13 protein-coding genes and 1 pseudogene are annotated in these 17,770 nt (G+C 56.0%); 5 read left to right on the plus strand and 9 right to left on the minus strand.

All coding sequences use genetic code 11. From position 1 onward, the window contains the following. Positions 1–73 precede the first annotated feature (73 nt). The 3 genes from ldtD to WLO32_RS07375 all read left to right on the plus strand — a co-directional run bounded on the left by ldtD (position 74) and on the right by WLO32_RS07375 (position 3,382). Positions 74–1,963 carry a L,D-transpeptidase gene (gene ldtD, locus WLO32_RS07365; protein WP_435947761.1) on the plus strand — a complete coding sequence of 630 codons (1,890 nt, stop codon included), beginning with the start codon at positions 74–76 and terminating at the stop codon, positions 1,961–1,963. A gap of 182 nt (positions 1,964–2,145) precedes the next feature. Then, positions 2,146–2,694 (plus strand): DUF882 domain-containing protein, encoded by a 549-nt coding sequence (locus tag WLO32_RS07370; protein ID WP_435947762.1) that lies wholly within the window; start codon positions 2,146–2,148, stop codon positions 2,692–2,694. 40 nt (positions 2,695–2,734) lie between these two features. Next, entirely contained in the window at positions 2,735–3,382 is a 648-nt protein-coding gene (locus WLO32_RS07375; RefSeq protein ID WP_435947763.1) for an MBL fold metallo-hydrolase, read from the plus strand. A 40-nt stretch (positions 3,383–3,422) separates the two neighbouring features. Here WLO32_RS07375 and WLO32_RS07380 read toward each other — a convergent pair whose 3' ends face one another. From WLO32_RS07380 to pncB, 4 genes are all read right to left on the minus strand, one after another. Then, positions 3,423–4,613 carry an amino acid aminotransferase gene (locus WLO32_RS07380; RefSeq protein WP_435947764.1) on the minus strand — a complete coding sequence of 397 codons (1,191 nt, stop codon included), beginning with the start codon at positions 4,611–4,613 and terminating at the stop codon, positions 3,423–3,425. Between the two features lie 188 nt (positions 4,614–4,801). Then, complete coding sequence (gene ompF / locus WLO32_RS07385) at positions 4,802–5,866, minus strand: porin OmpF (protein ID WP_435947765.1); 1,065 nt, start codon at positions 5,864–5,866, stop codon at positions 4,802–4,804. 595 nt (positions 5,867–6,461) lie between these two features. Beyond that, entirely contained in the window at positions 6,462–7,862 is a 1,401-nt protein-coding gene (asnS, locus tag WLO32_RS07390) for an asparagine--tRNA ligase (RefSeq protein WP_435947766.1), read from the minus strand. Between the two features lie 171 nt (positions 7,863–8,033). Then, complete coding sequence (pncB, locus tag WLO32_RS07395; RefSeq protein WP_435947767.1) at positions 8,034–9,236, minus strand: nicotinate phosphoribosyltransferase; 1,203 nt, start codon at positions 9,234–9,236, stop codon at positions 8,034–8,036. A gap of 269 nt (positions 9,237–9,505) precedes the next feature. On the opposite strand from pncB, the pseudogene pepN reads away from it, so the two are divergent. Then, positions 9,506–12,119 (plus strand): annotated as a pseudogene (pepN, locus tag WLO32_RS07400) (aminopeptidase N). 90 nt (positions 12,120–12,209) lie between these two features. On the opposite strand, the gene ssuB reads toward pepN, so the two are convergent. From ssuB to ssuE, 5 genes are read right to left on the minus strand one after another with little or no spacing between them, the layout of a single operon-like run. Next, on the minus strand, positions 12,210–12,980 hold the full coding sequence (ssuB, locus tag WLO32_RS07405; protein WP_435947768.1) for an aliphatic sulfonates ABC transporter ATP-binding protein: 771 nt from the start codon (positions 12,978–12,980) through the stop codon (positions 12,210–12,212). After that, the gene (gene ssuC / locus WLO32_RS07410; RefSeq protein ID WP_435947769.1) at positions 12,977–13,768 is read right to left on the minus strand and encodes an aliphatic sulfonate ABC transporter permease SsuC; all 792 of its coding nucleotides are present in this window, start codon (positions 13,766–13,768) and stop codon (positions 12,977–12,979) included. Before ssuC ends, ssuB begins: the two co-directional genes overlap by 4 nt. A gap of 10 nt (positions 13,769–13,778) precedes the next feature. Further along, entirely contained in the window at positions 13,779–14,924 is a 1,146-nt protein-coding gene (gene ssuD, locus WLO32_RS07415; protein ID WP_435947770.1) for an FMNH2-dependent alkanesulfonate monooxygenase, read from the minus strand. Continuing rightward, the gene (locus WLO32_RS07420) at positions 14,921–15,898 is read right to left on the minus strand and encodes a sulfonate ABC transporter substrate-binding protein (RefSeq protein WP_435947771.1); all 978 of its coding nucleotides are present in this window, start codon (positions 15,896–15,898) and stop codon (positions 14,921–14,923) included. Before WLO32_RS07420 ends, ssuD begins: the two co-directional genes overlap by 4 nt. Then, positions 15,891–16,466: an NADPH-dependent FMN reductase gene (gene ssuE / locus WLO32_RS07425; protein WP_435947772.1), complete on the minus strand. Its 576-nt coding sequence runs from the start codon at positions 16,464–16,466 to the stop codon at positions 15,891–15,893. Before ssuE ends, WLO32_RS07420 begins: the two co-directional genes overlap by 8 nt. Before the next feature lie 248 nt (positions 16,467–16,714). Between ssuE and pyrD the strand changes: the two genes are divergently transcribed. After that, entirely contained in the window at positions 16,715–17,725 is a 1,011-nt protein-coding gene (gene pyrD, locus WLO32_RS07430; protein ID WP_435947773.1) for a quinone-dependent dihydroorotate dehydrogenase, read from the plus strand. Positions 17,726–17,770 lie beyond the last annotated feature (45 nt).

Here is a 17,770-nt window from a genome sequence, read left to right on the forward strand (position 1 = left end):
TTACTGTTTATATACTGTTAAAACAACCAGGCGAAACGCCGGTTACGATAAACAGTTAAACAGGGGGCAAAGGATGTTGCTTATGAAAATGCACGGTTTTAGAGCGTCGGCGATCGGTTGTTGCCTCGCGCTCGGTCTGGCTCCACTGTTTACGGCGCAGGCGCAAGAGCAAGAGCCTGCCGTGGTTCCTTCCGATAGTTCTGCCGTAACGGCGCCGCAGCCTACCGCGCTTGAGCAGCCGTTAGCTCAGTCTGCCGCTACGGCGGCGATGGCGGGCACCGTGCCGCTTAATTCAGCCACGATGTCCGTGGCGCAAAGCCGTTCACAGCTGCTTTCCGAACTGCCTGCGGGATATGCGCCCGTCTACCTGAATGCGCTTTCCGCATTCTATGCCGCGCGGGATATGAAGCCGATGTGGGATAACCGCGATGCGGTGCAGGCATTCCAGCAGCAGCTGGCCGAGCTGGCTATCGCCGGTATTCAGCCTCAGTTCACCACCTGGGTGGAACTGCTGACCGATCCTTCGGTGACCGGCATGGCGCGCGACGTGGTGCTTTCTGACGCCATGATGGGCTACCTGCAGTTTGTCTCCGGCATTCCAACCGAAGGCAACCGCTGGTTGTACAGCACCAGGCCTTACAAAATGCAGACCGCGCCTTTGTCCGTTATTAACCAGTGGCAGGTGGCCGTCGATCAAGGAACCTTAGTGAGCTTTATCGCCACGCTCGCGCCCCAGCATCCGCAGTATGCGCGCATGCATCAGTCTCTGGTGCACCTGCTGGGTGACACTCGTCCGTGGCCGCAGCTCACCGGTAAAGAGACGCTGCGCCCGGGACAATGGAGTAACGATATTCCCGCGCTGCGCGAAATCCTCGCCAGAAGCGGCATGCTGCAGGCCGAACCGGTAATTTCGCTCCCCGGTGACGAGAGCACCAATACGCAGACCGCGGCCGCGGTTAGCCCGTCGGCGATTGCTGTCGAAGACGAAGGCCAAAGCCGGAGGTCTCCGGCCGCTGTCGCCGGATCGAAGAAAAAGTCTTCCGCCGCGGTACGCAGCGCTTATAGCCGCGAACTGGTCGAAGGCGTGAAGCGCTTCCAGAAATGGCAGGGCCTGGGGGCGGACGGCTCAATCGGCCAGCTCACCCGCGACTGGCTGAACGTCACGCCGCAGCAGCGCGCCTCGCTTGTGGCGCTGAACATTCAGCGTTTGCGCCTGCTGCCAAACAAGCTTGATACCGGCATCATGGTGAATATTCCCAACTACTCGCTGGTGTATTACCTCAACGGCAGCGAAGCGCTGGCGTCCCGCGTCATCGTCGGGCGTCCGGATCGTAAAACGCCGATGATGAGCAGCGCGTTGAATAACGTGGTGGTTAACCCGCCGTGGAACGTGCCGAATACGCTGGCGCGTAACGATATTCTGCCGAAAGTTCGCCAGGATCCGGGCTACCTGGACCGCCATGGCTACAGCGTGCTGCGCGGCTGGAGCAATAATGCGGAAGCCATCGATCCTTATCATGTGGACTGGCAAACCATTACCGCCAGCAATTTACCCTTCCGTTTCCAGCAGAAACCGGGCACGCAGAACTCGTTAGGGCGTTATAAATTCAATATGCCGAGCTCTGACGCTATCTATCTGCACGATACGCCGAACCACAACCTGTTCCAGAAGGACGCGCGAGCGCTAAGCTCCGGCTGCGTTCGCGTCAACAAGGCCTCTGAACTGGCAAATATGCTGCTGCAGGATGCGGGCTGGAACGATACGCGTATTTCAAGCCAGCTCAAAGAGGGCAGTACGAAGTACGTCAATATTCGCCAGACTATTCCGGTCAACCTTTACTATTTGACCGCCTTTGTCGGCGAAGACGGACGAACCCAGTTCCGTACAGATATTTACAATTATGATCTCGCCGCGCGATCTGGCGCACAAATCCTTACAAAAGCTGGGCTATTAATCAGGTAAATGCAGTAATACTAATGAATTAGTGGTCGTACTAGGTGCAATACCCAGCCGGGTCCCTCGCAGGGCCCGGTTTATCTGGGTTTTGCGGCGCCTTGACTCAGGGTTGTTTGCCAGTTAAGGTGCGGGCAGTGCGCCAGAAGTGCATATTATTCGACCACTTTTTACCTGTAGACCTGGACATCATGGATAAATTTGACGCTAATCGCCGCAAGCTGCTGGCGTTGGGCAGCGTGGCTTTGGGTGCCGCTCTGCTTCCTACGCAGGCGTTTGCAACCCTCTCGACTCCGCGCCCGCGCATTTTAACTCTTAATAATCTCCACACCGGTGAGACGTTAAAAGCCGAGTTCTTCGATGGCAGAGGCTATATTCAGGATGAATTAGCCAGGCTTAACCATTTCTTCCGTGACTTTCGCGCGAACAAAGTTAAGGCCATCGATCCCAACTTGTTCGACCAGCTTTATCGTTTGCAGGGGCTGTTAGGCACCAACAAACCCGTGCAGCTGATCTCCGGTTACCGCTCGCTTGATACCAATAACGAATTGCGCGCTCATAGCAGTGGCGTGGCGAAAAAAAGCTACCACACCAAAGGGCAGGCAATGGATTTCCATATTGAAGGGATTTCGTTAAGCAATGTTCGCAAAGCTGCATTATCTCTGCGCTCAGGTGGTGTAGGATATTACCCGCGTAGCAACTTTGTGCATATTGATACCGGGCCGTTGCGGCACTGGTAAAACAACGAAATCCGGCGTGCGTTGCCGGTAATGGAGCAGCATGAATTATCACATCATCCCGGTAACTGCTTTTGCCCAGAACTGTTCTCTGATCTGGTGTGAAGAAACCCGCCAGGCGGCCGTAGTGGATCCCGGCGGCGAAGCGCAGAAGATAATCAAGGAAGCGGCGGCTAAAGGCGTGACCGTAGGTCAGATCCTGCTAACCCACGGCCATCTTGACCACGTAGGCGCAGCCGCAGAACTGGCCGCACATTACGGGGTGCCGATTGTCGGACCGCAAAAAGCGGATGATTTTTGGCTGCAGGGATTGCCCGCTCAAAGCCGGATGTTTGGCCTGGATGAGTGCTTGCCGCTGACGCCGGACCGCTGGCTTGAGGAAGGCGAAACCGTCTCCGTCGGCAACATCACCCTGCAGGTGCTGCATTGCCCGGGGCATACGCCGGGGCACATCGTTTTCTTTGATGATAAAGCCAGACTGCTGGTTTCCGGCGATGTGGTATTTAAAGGTGGAGTAGGGCGCAGCGACTTCCCGCAGGGAGATCATGCGGCGCTGATCGACTCCATTAAGCGTAAGCTATTACCGCTTGGGGATGACGTCACCTTTATTCCAGGCCACGGCCCGCTTTCCACGCTGGGCTACGAACGTTTGCACAATCCTTTCTTGCAGGATGAACTCCCGGTCTGGTAAAAAAAGAGCCGCTTTAAGCGGCTCTTTTTCTATTTCGGCTCTAGAGAACGGCAACGATAGCTTCGCACAGCGGCGCCATGTTGTCCGGCGTCATGCCGGCAACGTTGACGCGGCCGGAAGCCACGGCGTAGACGCCAAACTCTTCGCGCAGGCGCAGAACCTGTTCTTTCGTCAGGCCGCTAAATGAGAACATGCCGTTCTGGTTGATGATAAAGCTGAAGTCACGGTTGGCGCCTTTTTCCTGCAGCGTATTCACGAACAGCTGACGCATGCGGTGAATGCGCTGACGCATATCGGTCAGCTCCTGTTCCCACAGCGTGCGCAGGGCTTCATTGCTCAGGATGGTTGCCACCACGGAGGCGCCGTGCGCCGGCGGGTTAGAGTAGTTCGCTCGAATAACGGATTTCATCTGGCTGAACGCGCGGTCAACGGTATCGGCATCGGAAGCCACCAGCGTACAGGCCCCTACGCGCTCGTTGTACAGACCGAAGTTCTTAGAGTAGGAGCTGGCAACAATCAGCTCTTTGTGACCCGCGGCAAAGACGCGCAGGCCTTCGGCGTCTTCTTCCAGACCGCGGGCAAAGCCCTGATAGGCGAAATCAAACAGCGGCAGCCAGCCTTTTTCCTGCGACATTTTCGCCAGCGCCTGCCACTGTTCTAAAGTTGGATCGATACCGGTTGGGTTATGGCAGCAGCCGTGGAACAGCACAACGTCACCCGCCTGCGCCGCCTGCAGGCTGTTTACCAGCCCGTCGAAGTCCAGAGCATGATTCTCAGCGTCGTAATAAGCATATTCGCAGACTTCCAGGCCGGCGGAGTTAAATACGCCTTTGTGGTTTGGCCAGCTTGGATTGCTTACCCATACGCGCTTAGCGGAAGTGTTTTTCGCAAGGAAGTCAGCCGCGACGCGAAGCGCGCCGGTGCCGCCTGGCGTCTGCGCCGTGCGTGCACGGCCGGTTTCGCTAATTGCATTACCTTTGCCAAACAGCAGTTCCTGGGTGCAGCGACCAAACTCAGGAATACCATCAATACCCAGGTAGTTTTTGGTAGTTTCGTTTTCCAGCAGATAAGCTTCGGCTTTTTTGACGCTGGTCAGAACCGGTGTTTTACCCGTTTCATCCTTATAAACCCCAATGCCGAGGTTAATTTTGGTTGGGCGGTCGTCGGCGCGAAACAGGTCTGCCAGACCAAGAATGGGATCGGCAGGAGCAGCGGTAATGTTCTCAAACATGACAAGGTTCCATTGTGATATCGAGGGGGAAACGCTCTCAGGTTAACCGCTGTTTTCACAAATGCCAACCGTTTGCGACAAAAAGAAATAGCCGGCGGCGCGGGCCGGTTTTTTTCGCTTTTCAGGCATAAAAAAACAGGGCCGAAGCCCTGTTTCTCTTATATTCAGACAACGAAGCTGTCGAATAATTAGAACTGGTAAACGATACCCACCGCAGTGGTGTTATCGGTAGCAACGCCCAGGGCGTTGTCGCTGTCGATCTGGTTGATGATGTAATCAACGTAGGTGGACATGTTTTTGTTGAAGTAGTAGGTCGCGCCAACTTCGATGTAGTTGATGTAATCCGCGCTGCCAACGCCAGCAACGTCTTTCGCTTTAGATTTGTAGTAAGCGATGGACGGACGCAGACCGAAGTCGAACTGGTACTGTGCTACAACAGAGAAGTCCTGAGTTTTGTTAGCGAAGCCAACGTCGCTGATGTAGGTTGCGTTACGGGTTTCGCCGTAAAGAGCTGCCAGGTAGATGTTGTTCGCATCGTATTTCAGGCCGGTTGCCCACTGCTCAATTCTTTCACCGTTGCCGTCAGCTTCTTGAGCGTTGGTACGGTCTGCTGCGCCGTAACCGCCTACGATACCGAAGCCTTCAAAGTCATAGCTTAAAGAAGTTGCCCAGCCGTCGCCGTTGGATTTAGCAACGTCGGTACGTTCGTTTTTGCCCAGGTACTGAACGCCGAAGTTCAGGCCGTCAACCAGACCGAAGAAGTCGCTGTTACGGTAAGTTGCAAGACCACCGCTACGACCAACGAAGAAGTTATCGCTTGGAGCTGTGTCACCGCCGAATTCTGGTAGCATATCGGTAACGCCGATTGCGTCATAAACCAGACCGTAGTTACGACCGTAGTCGAAAGAACCTGCATCGCCGAATTTCAGACCGGCAAAGGCCAGACGGGTTTTGCTACCTGCGGTACCTTCAGATTCAGCTCTGTTACCAGAGAACTGGTATTCCCACTGGCCGTAACCGGTCAGCTGGTCATTAATTTGAGTTTCGCCTTTGAAGCCCAGACGCGCATAGGTCTGGTCGCCGTTGCCGCCGTAGCTGTTGTCGCCGTTGTCTTTAGAGAAATAATGCAGACCTACAGCTTTACCGTACAGGTCTACTTTGTTGCCGTCTTTGTTATAGATTTCTGCAGCGTTAGCTGCACCGGCTACCAGCAGAGCAGGGATAACCACTGCCAGAATGTTGCGCTTCATCATTATTTATTACCCTCATTGGTTTTTATGAACACCTGCCACTGCCGTCAATAATTCTTTACGGAACTATTGCTGAGAGTTTGGTGTCTTTCTGTATCTGTCAGGCATCTTTCCATCCATGAAACCGTTTCGCTAGCCTGAAAGTGCTACAAATGTCTAAACTGAGTAACCAAAAGAAAATATGTGTAACTAAATATGTATTTTTGGGAACTTTGTGAACCAACTCAAATTTCGATCGGGTTTGGTCAATTAATTAGCGATCCCTAACTTATATATATGAATTACTTATGTTTAATCCGCATAATGAAAAAATATCGCTACCTTTCATTTACATTTGCATATTTTTTGTTGCGTTTTTGGATGTCCAGACATCTGTGCAAAATTTACGCAAATATGCTAAGCAAGCTAATTTAACGAGGCTGTGGCAAAAAGAGGGGTAATTTTGTGAGGGAATATGTCACAGACATAATTCGTTACGGTGAAGCGGCGAAATGGGGTTGTAATTGACGTTTGTTTAACTTGCGTTGAAGTAAAACAAGCTTTGTCGGCTGCGCAAAAGAAAGGCCAGCGACGCTGGCCCTGGATAAAAACGGCGGTTTTAGAAGTTCGCGTTGCGCGGAGTACGCGGGAACGGAATCACGTCACGCACGTTCTGAACGCCGGTAACATAGGCAATCAGACGCTCAAAGCCGAGACCGAAACCTGAGTGCGGCACGGTGCCGTAACGACGCAGATCGCGATACCACCAGTAGTCTTCTTTATTCAGACCCATTTCAGCCATGCGCGCGTCCAGCACGTCCAGACGCTCTTCACGCTGGGAGCCGCCGATAATTTCACCGATGCCCGGGGCTAACACGTCCATCGCGGCAACGGTTTTACCGTCTTCGTTAAGGCGCATATAGAAGGCCTTAATGTCTTTCGGATAGTTTTTCACCACCACCGGCGCCTTGAAGTGCTGCTCAGCCAGGTAACGCTCATGCTCGGAAGAAAGATCGACGCCCCAGTAAACCGGGTTTTCGAACTTCTGACCGCATTTCTCAAGGATGGCGACCGCATCGGTGTAATCGACCTGGGCGAAGTCAGCCTCGATGAAACGCTGCAGACGCTCAACCGCATCTTTATCAACGCGTTCGGCGAAGAACTGCATGTCGTCCATGCGCTCATCCAGCACCGCCTTAAAGACATACTTCAGCATGGCTTCTGCCAGGCCCGCGACGTCGTCCAGGTTGGCAAAGGCAACTTCTGGCTCCAGCATCCAGAACTCCGCCAGGTGGCGGCTGGTGTTGGAGTTTTCCGCGCGGAACGTCGGGCCGAAGGTATACACCTTAGACAGCGCGCAGGCATAGGTTTCGCCGTTCAGCTGGCCGGATACGGTCAGGAACGCTTCTTTGCCGAAGAAGTCTTTGTCGAAGTCGACTTTACCCGCCTCGGTACGCGGCAGGTTTTCGAGGTCAAGGGTTGAAACGCGGAACATTTCACCGGCGCCTTCGGTATCGGAAGCGGTAATCAGCGGGGTTGAAACCCAGAAATAGCCGTTCTCGTGGAAGAAGCGATGCAGCGCCTGCGCCAGCGTATGGCGAACGCGCGCCACCGCGCCGATCATGTTGGTGCGCGGACGCAGGTGCGCAACTTCACGCAGATATTCGATGCTGTGGCGTTTTGCCGCCATCGGATAGGTATCCGGATCGTCCACCCAGCCGCTGACTTCTACGCTGGTGGCCTGAATTTCAAAGCTCTGGCCCTGACCGAGAGATTCCACCACTTTGCCGGTAACGACAACGGAGCAGCCGGTAGTCAGGCGCAGCACGTCCTCATTGTAATTGGGCAGAGTATTATTGATGACGGCCTGTACAGGAGAGAAGCAGGAACCGTCATAGACGGCAAGGAAGGAGATACCAGCTTTTGAATCTCTTCGAGTACGCACCCACCCGCGCACGGTGACTTCACTGTCAACGGCAACGCGGCCCTGGAGTACGTCGGCTACAGGCACAACGCTCATAGTTTTCTCTCTATTAAATGGTCAATGACAAAAAAAATAGTTACCCACAATTGGGGGATATCTATGTTACCTGTCGCGCGCCATCAGACAAGCAGAAATCGCATCCGTTTGCAGAAATAAAGAAGAGAGGTCCATAAACCAGACAAATACAGTTTATGGACCCGGTTTGATTCAGCTGGCTTTTTTAACCAGCGGCAAATCGAAGGCTTTACGCAGGGCGCGCACGAAGGCTTTATCGTGGCAAATAGTTTTGCCCGGGCTGTCGGAGAGTTTGGCGACCGGTTTGCCGTTGCACTCCACCAGCTTGATGACGATATTCAGCGGCTTAACCTGCGGAATATCACACGTCAGCCGCGTACCGATACCGAAGCTCAGATTGATGCGCGAGGCAAAGTGCTTATACAGCTCGACGGCTTTTGGCAAATCCAGATTATCGGAAAAGACCAGCACTTTGCTGAGCGGATCGATACCCAGCTGCTGATAGTGCGCAATGGCTTTCTCACCCCATTCAACCGGATCTCCGGAGTCGTGGCGTAAGCCCTGGTAGCTTGTAGCGAATGCCGGGCCAAAGTCGCGCAGGAAGGCGTCCATGGTAATGCAGTCGGTAAGGGCGATGCCTAGCTGGTTCGGGTATTCATCCAGCCAGGCCTGCAGAGCCGCGCGCTGGCTGTTGGCCAGCACCGGACTGATCTGCTGATGCGCCTGGAACCATTCGTGCGCCTGGGTTCCCATCGGCGTCAGGTTCAGGCGGCGGGCCAAATCGTAATTGCTGGTGCCGACAAACCAGGGCTCCTGCCGCAGGCGGCCGACGATGGCCTCCTGCACTTCGCGGGAGAAGCGGCGCCTTGTGCCGAAATCCATCAGGCGGAATGCCGACAGATCGATGTCCGCCGTCAGCTCTTTAAACTGCAGCAGCTTCCTTTCCAGATGTTCCAGCGCCGTGTGCGGGGTAACCTCAGGAGAGCGATGCTGGTGCACCACTTCGCTAATCACGGCCAGCAGCGGCACTTCCCACATGATGACTTCACGCCATGGGCCGGTCAGACGAATGTCCAGATGGCCTTTATTATTGGTGATTTCAACCTGGGCCGGGTCGTAGCGGAAAGTGCGCAGCCAGGCGAGGTAATCCGCCTCAAAGAAAGGAAGCCCCTCAAGCCAGGCGAACTCCTCGTCGCTGAGCGCGAGGCGCTGCATATTATCGACCTGTTGACGGATTGCGTCTGCATAAATACCCAGCAGATCGTCACCGCGGCAGCGAAACTCGGCCGCGACGCTCACGTCGTGATAACGGTGGAATACCGCCTGCTGCATATGCAGCTTATAGGCGTCAGTATCCAGAAGCGTTTGCAAAATCGGGGAAGCGTATCGTGTCATGGCGCGTAGCTAGCATCCTCTCACAGGAGCGTTTCCATCAGGGGCTAAAAGCAGATAAAGACGCAGGAGTATACCCTGATTATCTGTTTATTAAAGCCGGATCACAACACAAGGCCGGTTTCGGGTCGAGGGCATTTTGTGCCGCAGGTTAGCGGAATGTTGCAAACAGAGCCATTAGCCCGCAAAAGATGATGATTCTGCGTGGCAACATTAACGCAACAGGAATAGACTGAACTGCGATAACTTACGGACGATGTATAAGGTTTTTTATGACACAACAGCCACAAGCCAAATACCGCCACGACTACCGTGCGCCGGACTACACGATTAGCGACATCGATTTGACCTTTGACCTGGATGCCACAAAAACCCTGGTCACCGCCATCAGTAAAGTAAGCCGTCAGGGCAATGCCCGGGCCGCGTTGCGCCTTGACGGCGGCGACCTTACTCTGGTCAGCATTCACGTGGACGGCAAAGCCTGGGAACACTATCGTCTGGAAGAGGGGGCGCTGGTGCTTGAACAGCTGCCGGACCATTTCCTGCTGAGCATCGTGAATGAAATCAGCCCGGCGGCGAACACCGCGCTTGAAGGCTTATATCAGTCAGGCGAAGCGCTTTGCACCCAGTGCGAGGCCGAAGGCTTCCGCCACATTACCTGGTATCTGGACCGCCCGGACGTGCTTGCGCGCTTCACCACCAAAATCATCGCCGATAAAACAAAATATCCTTATCTGCTCTCTAACGGTAACCGCATTGCTGAAGGCGAGCTGGAAAACGGCCGTCACTGGGTGCAGTGGCAGGATCCGTTCCCGAAACCCTGCTATCTGTTTGCGCTGGTGGCGGGTGATTTCGACGTGCTGCGCGACAGCTTTAAAACCCGCTCCGGCCGCGACGTCGCGCTGGAGCTGTTTGTCGACCGCGGCAACCTGGACCGCGCCGGCTGGGCGATGACCTCGCTGAAGGCGTCCATGAAGTGGGACGAAACCCGCTTTGGCCTGGAGTACGATCTCGATATTTATATGATTGTGGCCGTGGACTTCTTCAACATGGGCGCGATGGAGAACAAAGGCCTTAACATCTTTAACTCCAAATACGTGCTGGCGCGCGCGCAAACCGCCACCGATAAAGATTACCTAGATATCGAACGCGTTATCGGCCATGAATACTTCCACAACTGGACCGGCAACCGCGTCACCTGCCGCGACTGGTTCCAGCTGAGCCTCAAAGAAGGCCTGACCGTCTTCCGCGATCAGGAATTTAGCTCCGACCTGGGGTCGCGCGCCGTTAACCGTATTCAGAACGTGCGCACCATGCGCGCGATGCAGTTTGCCGAAGACGCAAGCCCGATGGCGCACCCGATTCGTCCGGACAAAGTCATTGAAATGAATAATTTCTACACCCTGACGGTGTATGAGAAAGGGTCAGAAGTCATTCGCATGCTGCACACGCTGCTCGGCGAAGAGAACTTCCAGAAAGGCATGCAGCTTTACTTCGAGCGTCATGACGGCAGCGCCGCGACCTGCGACGATTTCGTGCAGGCGATGGAAGACGCCTCCAACGTGGATCTGTCGCATTTCCGCCGCTGGTACAGCCAGGCCGGTACGCCGGTCGTCAGCGTGCGTGATGACTACAATCCGTCAACCGAGCAGTACACGCTTACCATCAGCCAGATGACGCCGCCGACCGCCGAACAGCAGGAAAAACAGCCGTTGCATATCCCGTTCGATATCGAACTGTATGACAACGAAGGCAAAGTTATCCCGCTGCAAAAAGGCGGCCATCCGGTTCATCACGTGCTGAATGTGACCCAGGCGGAACAAACGTTTGTCTTCGATAACGTCTACTTCCAGCCCGTTCCATCCCTGCTGCGCGAGTTTTCCGCGCCGGTAAAACTGGAATACAACTGGAGCGATCAGCAGCTGACCTTCCTGATGCGCCACGCCCGCAACGATTTCTCCCGCTGGGACGCGGCGCAAAGCCTGCTGGCGACCTACATTAAGCTGAACGTGAACCGCAGCCAGCAGAAGCAGCCGCTATCGCTGCCGCTGCATGTGGCCGACGCTTTCCGCGCCGTGTTGCTGGATGAGAAAATCGATCCGGCGCTGGCTGCTGAAATCCTCACGCTGCCTTCGCAGAACGAAATCGCCGAGCTGTTCCAGATTATCGATCCAGTCGCTATCTCTGAGGTTCACGAAGCGCTGACCCGCACGCTGGGCCACGGAGCTAGCGGACGAGTTCCTCGCTATTTACCATGCCCACAAGCTTGACGCCTATCGCGTTGAGCATGCGGACATCGGCAAACGCGCGCTGCGTAATACCTGCCTGCGTTATCTGGCGTTTGGTGAGCAGGAGCTGGCCGAACAGCTGGTGCGCGCTCAGTATGAAGCGGCGGACAACATGACCGATGCGATTGCCGCGCTGTCAGCGGCCGTTGCAGCGCAGCTGCCGTGCCGTGAAGCGCTGCTGGCGAAGTACGACGAGCAGTGGCATCAGGACGGCCTGGTGATGGACAAATGGTTTGTTCTGCAGGCGACCAGCCCGGCGGCCAATACGCTGAGCAAGGTGCGCGAGCTGTTGAACCACCGTTCGTTCAGCCTCGGCAACCCGAACCGCATCCGTTCGCTGATCGGCGCCTTCGCGGCAGGCAACCCGGCGGCGTTCCACGCGCTGGACGGCAGCGGCTACCAGTTTATGGTGGAGATGCTAAGCGAGCTGAACCGCCGTAATCCGCAGGTGGCTTCACGCCTGATTGAGCCATTGATTCGTCTGAAACGTTATGACGAGAAGCGGCAGGAAATGATGCGCGCCGCGCTGGAGCAGCTAAAAGGGCTGGAAAATCTCTCCGGCGATCTGTTCGAAAAAATCAGCAAGGCGCTAGCGTAAAGGATTTTGTAGGGTGGATGGCGCTGCCGCTTATCCACCCTGCGGATCTGCCGGAACAGGCCGGGTAGCCACGCGCCACCCGGCGCTGTCTTAACCGGTGCGTTCCACGCGCGCCGGTTCCTCAACCTGGCGCGTCATCACCCGTTCAAGCACCTGCGATTCGAGCTCCGCCAGCCTTACCGAGCCCAGGCGGCGCGGACGAGGTAAATCCACCGTTAAATCCAGGCCAATTTTCCCGTCCTCAATCAGCAGCACGCGATCGGCCATGGCCACCGCTTCGCTGACGTCGTGCGTCACCAGCAGGACGGTAAAACCGTGTTCCTGCCAGAGAGAAACGATCAGCTCCTGCATTTCGATACGCGTTAATGCGTCAAGCGCGCCTAGCGGCTCATCCAGCAGCAGCAGGCCCGGACGATGTATCAGCGCGCGAGCCAGCGCCACGCGCTGCTTCTGCCCCCCTGAAAGCGCCGCAGGCCACTCTTTCGCGCGGCTTTCCAGGCCAACGGCTTCCAGCGCCTGCCAGGCCGCGTCGCGCCAGTTGCCCTTCAGCCCCAGCCCAACGTTATCAATAACGGACTTCCAGGGCAGCAAACGCGCGTCCTGGAACATTAATCTGGTATCGTCCTGGCTTTCGCGCAGCGGGGCGTTGCCCGCCAGCAGCGAGCCGGCGTTAGGGTTTTCCAGCCCGGCAAGCAGGCGCAGCAGGGTGCTTTTGCCGCCGCCGCTGCGTCCGACGACGGCAACGAACTGTCCGGCAGGAATGCGCAGCGCCAGTTCATTGAGAATCGTTTTATCGCCGTAGCTTTTGCTTACGCCTTCAAGCAGCAGCGGCGTTCCCTGATTTAAACGAGCGGTATTCATACGGTTTCCTCTTTTAGCTGGTAGGCCGGATGCCAGCGCAGCCAGACGCGCTCCAGCAGCTGTGCGCTGATATCGGCCAGCTTGCCGAGCAGGGCGTAGAGAATAATGGCGACGACCACGACGTCGGTTTGTAAAAACTCGCGGGCGTTCATCGCCAGGTAGCCGATGCCGGAATTGGCGGAGATGGTTTCGGCGACGATAAGCGTCAGCCACATCAGGCCGAGGGCGAAACGCACGCCGACCATGATAGAAGGCAGGGCGCCGGGCAGAATCACCTGGGCAAACAGGCTAAAGCCCGATAAGCCGTAGCTGCGCGCCATTTCCAGCAGGCCGCGATCGATATTGCGAATGCCGTGCCAGGTATTAATGTAAATCGGGAAAAGCGTGCCGAGCGCCACCAGGAAGATCTTGGCGGTTTCATCGATGCCGAACCACAGGATAACCAGCGGGATCAGCGCCAGGTGCGGCACGTTGCGCAGCATCTGAATCGAGGTATCCAGCAGGCGTTCGCCCCAGCGCGACAGCCCGCTGATTAAACCGAGAATCAAACCGAGCGATCCGCCGATGCTAAAACCAATAGCCGCGCGCCAGGAGCTGATCGCCAGATGCTGCCATAGCTCGCCGCTGGCGGAGAGGTTCCAGAAGGTGACCACTACGCCCTCCGGTGAGGGCAGAATGCGTGTCGAAAGCCAGCCGACCGAGGAGGCCAGCTGCCAGAAGACGATAATGGCGACCGGCAGCGCCCAGGGCGCAAGGCGGAACAATAGTTTACGTGTCTTATTGCTCATTTTGTTCCCCTTAGCTTTGCGCGACTTTACGAGGAATGAAGTCGTTAGCAACCACTTCACCTTTCTCATAATGCTGACGCGGCTGAGGAATTTCCGGAATGGCGATATCCAGATGAGGGAACAGCAGTTCGCCCACGCGATAAGCCTCTTCCAGATGCGGATAGCCGGAGAAAATAAAGCTGTCGATGCCCAGTGCCGCGTATTCATTAATGCGGGCGGCGACCGTCGGGCCGTCGCCGACCAGCGCCGTTCCCGCACCGCCGCGGACCAGACCTACGCCGGCCCACAGGTTAGGGCTGATTTCCAGATTGTCGCGTCTGCCGCCGTGCAGCGCCGCCATGCGGTGCTGGCCAACCGAATCGGTGCGCGCAAACGCGGCCTGCGCTTTGGCGATAGTGTCGTCGTCAAGCTGCGAAATCAGACGATCTGCGGCCTGCCAGGCCTCTTCGTTGGTTTCACGCACGATCACATGCAGGCGAATCCCGAACCTTACGGTGCGCCCGTGTTCGGCGGCCCTGGCGCGAACCTGCTCAATTTTCTCTTTCACCAGCTGCGGCGGCTCGCCCCACGTCAGGTAAAGATCCACCTGTTCTGCCGCCAGCTCCTGCGCCACGTCGGATGAACCGCCAAAATAAAGCGGAGGACGCGGTTGCTGTACGGGCGGGAAGAGCAATCTGGCGCCTTTTACCTGCAGATGCTTGCCTTCGTAATCCACCGTTTCGCCTTCCAGCACGCGGCGCCAGATACGGGTAAATTCAGCCGAGGCTTCGTAACGTTCGGTATGGTTGAGGAACACGCCGTCGCCGGCCAGCTCTTCAGGGTCGCTGCCGGTGACCAGGTTAAACAGCGCGCGGCCGTTTGACAGACGATCGAGCGTTGCGGCCTGGCGCGCTGCCACCGTCGGCGAAACGACGCCCGGACGCAGGGCGACCAGGAATTTCAGCCGCTGGGTGACCGGAATCATCGAGGCGGCCACCAGCCAGGCGTCTTCGCATGAGCGCCCCGTAGGAATAAGCACGCCGGTAAAACCAAGCCTGTCCGCAGCCTGAGCAATCTGTTGCAGGTAACCGTGATCGACCGGGCGAGCGGCGTCGTTGCTGCCTAAGTAATGGCCATCGCCGTGGGTTGGTAAGAACCAGAACATATTGAGGCTCATGATTTATCTCCTTTTGCGGCGCCAGCGGGCTGCCAGATGCGGGTGCGGATATCGACTTTTTTCGGCACTAAACGGTTGTCATAAAACAGGTCGGCGGTTTGCTGCTGTTTTTCAGCGGTTGCGGCGCTGACCGGCGTAATTTCGCTTGGCGGGCGGTGATCGAAATAGCTGGCGATAACCGGCTCCGGCAGGCCCATGGTTTTCGCCAGCAGCGTCACGCTTTGCAGGCGCTGGGTGCGCGTCAGCGCGTCGGCATCGCTGAATGTTTTCAGCACGCCCTGCAGGAATTCACCGTTCTTCTCGGCGTAGGGGCGAGAGGCGAGATAGAAAGATCCCGTCTGGTTAATCTGGCTGCCGTCAGACAGCACCCGCACGCCGCCGTTTAATAAGGCCGCGGAATAGTACGGGTCCCAGATGGCCCAGGCGTCGACATTGCCCTGCTGAAACGCGGCGCGCGCGTCTGCCGGCGACAAATAGGCAGGCTGGATATCGGTAAATTTCAGCCCGGCTTTCTGTAAGGTGCGCAGCACCAGGTTGTGCGAGCTGGAACCTTTCTGGAAGGCGATCTTGTGGCCCTTCAAATCGGCCACGGTTTTCAGCGGGCTGTTTTCCGGCACCAGAATGACCTCGGCTTTTGGCTTGGCGGGCTCTGAACCGACATAAACCAGATCCGCCCCGGCGGCCTGGGCGAAGATTGGCGGAATATCGCCGGTGCTGCCCAGATCGATGCTGCCGACATTCAGCGCCTCAAGCATTTGCGGACCGGCGGGGAACTCAATCCAGGAAATTTTTGTTTGCGGGTAGCGCTGCTCAAGAAACTGATGGCTTTTCGCCAGCACCATGCTCACCGAACCCTTTTGATAGCCGATGCGCAGATGATCCGGCGCCGGCTGCGCGGCATTTACCGCCGCGCTCAGGCTCAGCATGCCGGCAAAGGCCAGCCAGGGCGCGGTACGTTTTAACAAATTAAACATGAGCAACTCCTTGCGGGCTAAACGCAGAAGCGACGGAGAAATCGCGGCGATGCAGGGCCTGCCAGAACGTTTCCAGCGCGGTATCCAGACGCTGTTGCAAATTGGCGGTAAAGACCGGCTTATGCTGGTAATCGGCAATCTGGCTGTCGTCGGCAAAAACGCCGTGAAGAATCTCTTGCGCTTTTAAGGCGTTGAGGACGGGCTTAAGGGCGTAATCCACCGCCAGCATGTGGGCTACCGTGCCGCCGGTGGCGAGAGGAAGCACCACTTTCTTTTCCAGCGCGCGTTCCGGAAGCAGATCCAGCAGCGTCTTCAGCGCGCCGGCAAAGGAGGCTTTATAGACGGGCGTGGCGATGATCAGACCGTCGGCATGCTCAAGCTGCTCAATAAGCGCCTTCAGGGCAGGGCTTTCAAAACGCGCGTACAGCAGATCTTCAGGCGCGAAATTTTGCAGATGCCAGTGACACACCTCTACATCCAGCGCGTTGAGTTTTTCACGTGAATACTCCAGCAGGGCGCTGGAACGGGATGGAAAGCGGGGGCTTCCGGCAAGGGTGATCACACGCATCTCGGCTCCTTATAACTAAATGTTAGCTTGCTGTTAACTTTGATAACAATTGAGTTCGATAGTGGCAGAGAGGCGTTATTCCACTAAATGATTTATCCAATAAACAAATGCCAAAAAATGCATAAGAAGGGGAAAACAGGGTAAACGATTGCCTCTATGCGGGCTTTTTTGTTGCAGGTCAATTCCAATCAGCGACGTAATCGATAATAATACGGCCCCGGTTTGCACACCGGAATCCAGGAGAGTTCATGTACTACCCCTTCGTTCGTAAAGCCCTTTTCCAGCTCGATGCCGAGCGCGCTCATGAAGTCACTTTTCAGCAATTACGCCGCGTAACGGGCACGCCGCTCGAATGGCTGGTGCGTCAAAAGGTTCCCGCTAAGCCGGTTTCCTGCATGGGGTTAAATTTTAAAAATCCTCTTGGCCTGGCCGCAGGCCTGGATAAAAACGGTGAATGCATTGATGCGCTGGGCGCGATGGGGTTCGGCTCCATCGAAATCGGCACCGTTACGCCCCGGCCGCAGCCGGGAAACGATAAGCCGCGCATCTTCCGTCTGGAAGCGGCCGAAGGGCTAATTAACCGCATGGGCTTTAATAATCTTGGCGTGGATAACCTCGTTGAGAACGTCAAAAAGGCCCATTTTGACGGCGTGCTCGGCATCAATATTGGCAAAAATAAAGACACGCCGGTCGAACAGGGTAAAGACGACTATTTGATCTGTATGGATAAAATTTATCCATACGCGGGCTATATCGCGATCAATATATCCTCTCCCAACACCCCGGGTTTACGTTCGCTGCAATATGGCGAAGCGCTGGACGATCTTTTAAGCGCGATAAAAAATAAGCAGCAGACGCTGCAGGAATTGCACCATAAATATGTGCCGATCGCGGTTAAAATTGCGCCGGATCTTTCTGTAGAGGAACTGATCCAGGTCGCCGACAGCTTGGTTCGCCATAATATTGATGGGGTCATTGCCACCAACACCACGCTGGATCGTAGCCTCGTTCAGGGCATGAAGCACTGCGATGAGGCCGGCGGGCTAAGCGGCCGTCCTGTGCAGTTGAAAAGTACGGAAATTATTCGCCGCCTGTCGCAGGAATTAAATGGCCGCTTGCCGATTATTGGCGTCGGAGGTATTGATTCGGCGATCGCGGCACGCGAAAAAATGGCGGCCGGCGCAACGCTTATTCAAATTTATTCCGGTTTCATATTTAAAGGCCCGCCGCTGATTAAAGAAATCGTCACGCATCTCTGATCCTGCATCTCAGGCCGCCGGGGCTTTATTTTCAGCCTTGGTTGC

This window comes from Dryocola mayonis (genome assembly GCF_051307045.1).
GTDB lineage: Bacteria > Pseudomonadota > Gammaproteobacteria > Enterobacterales > Enterobacteriaceae > Dryocola.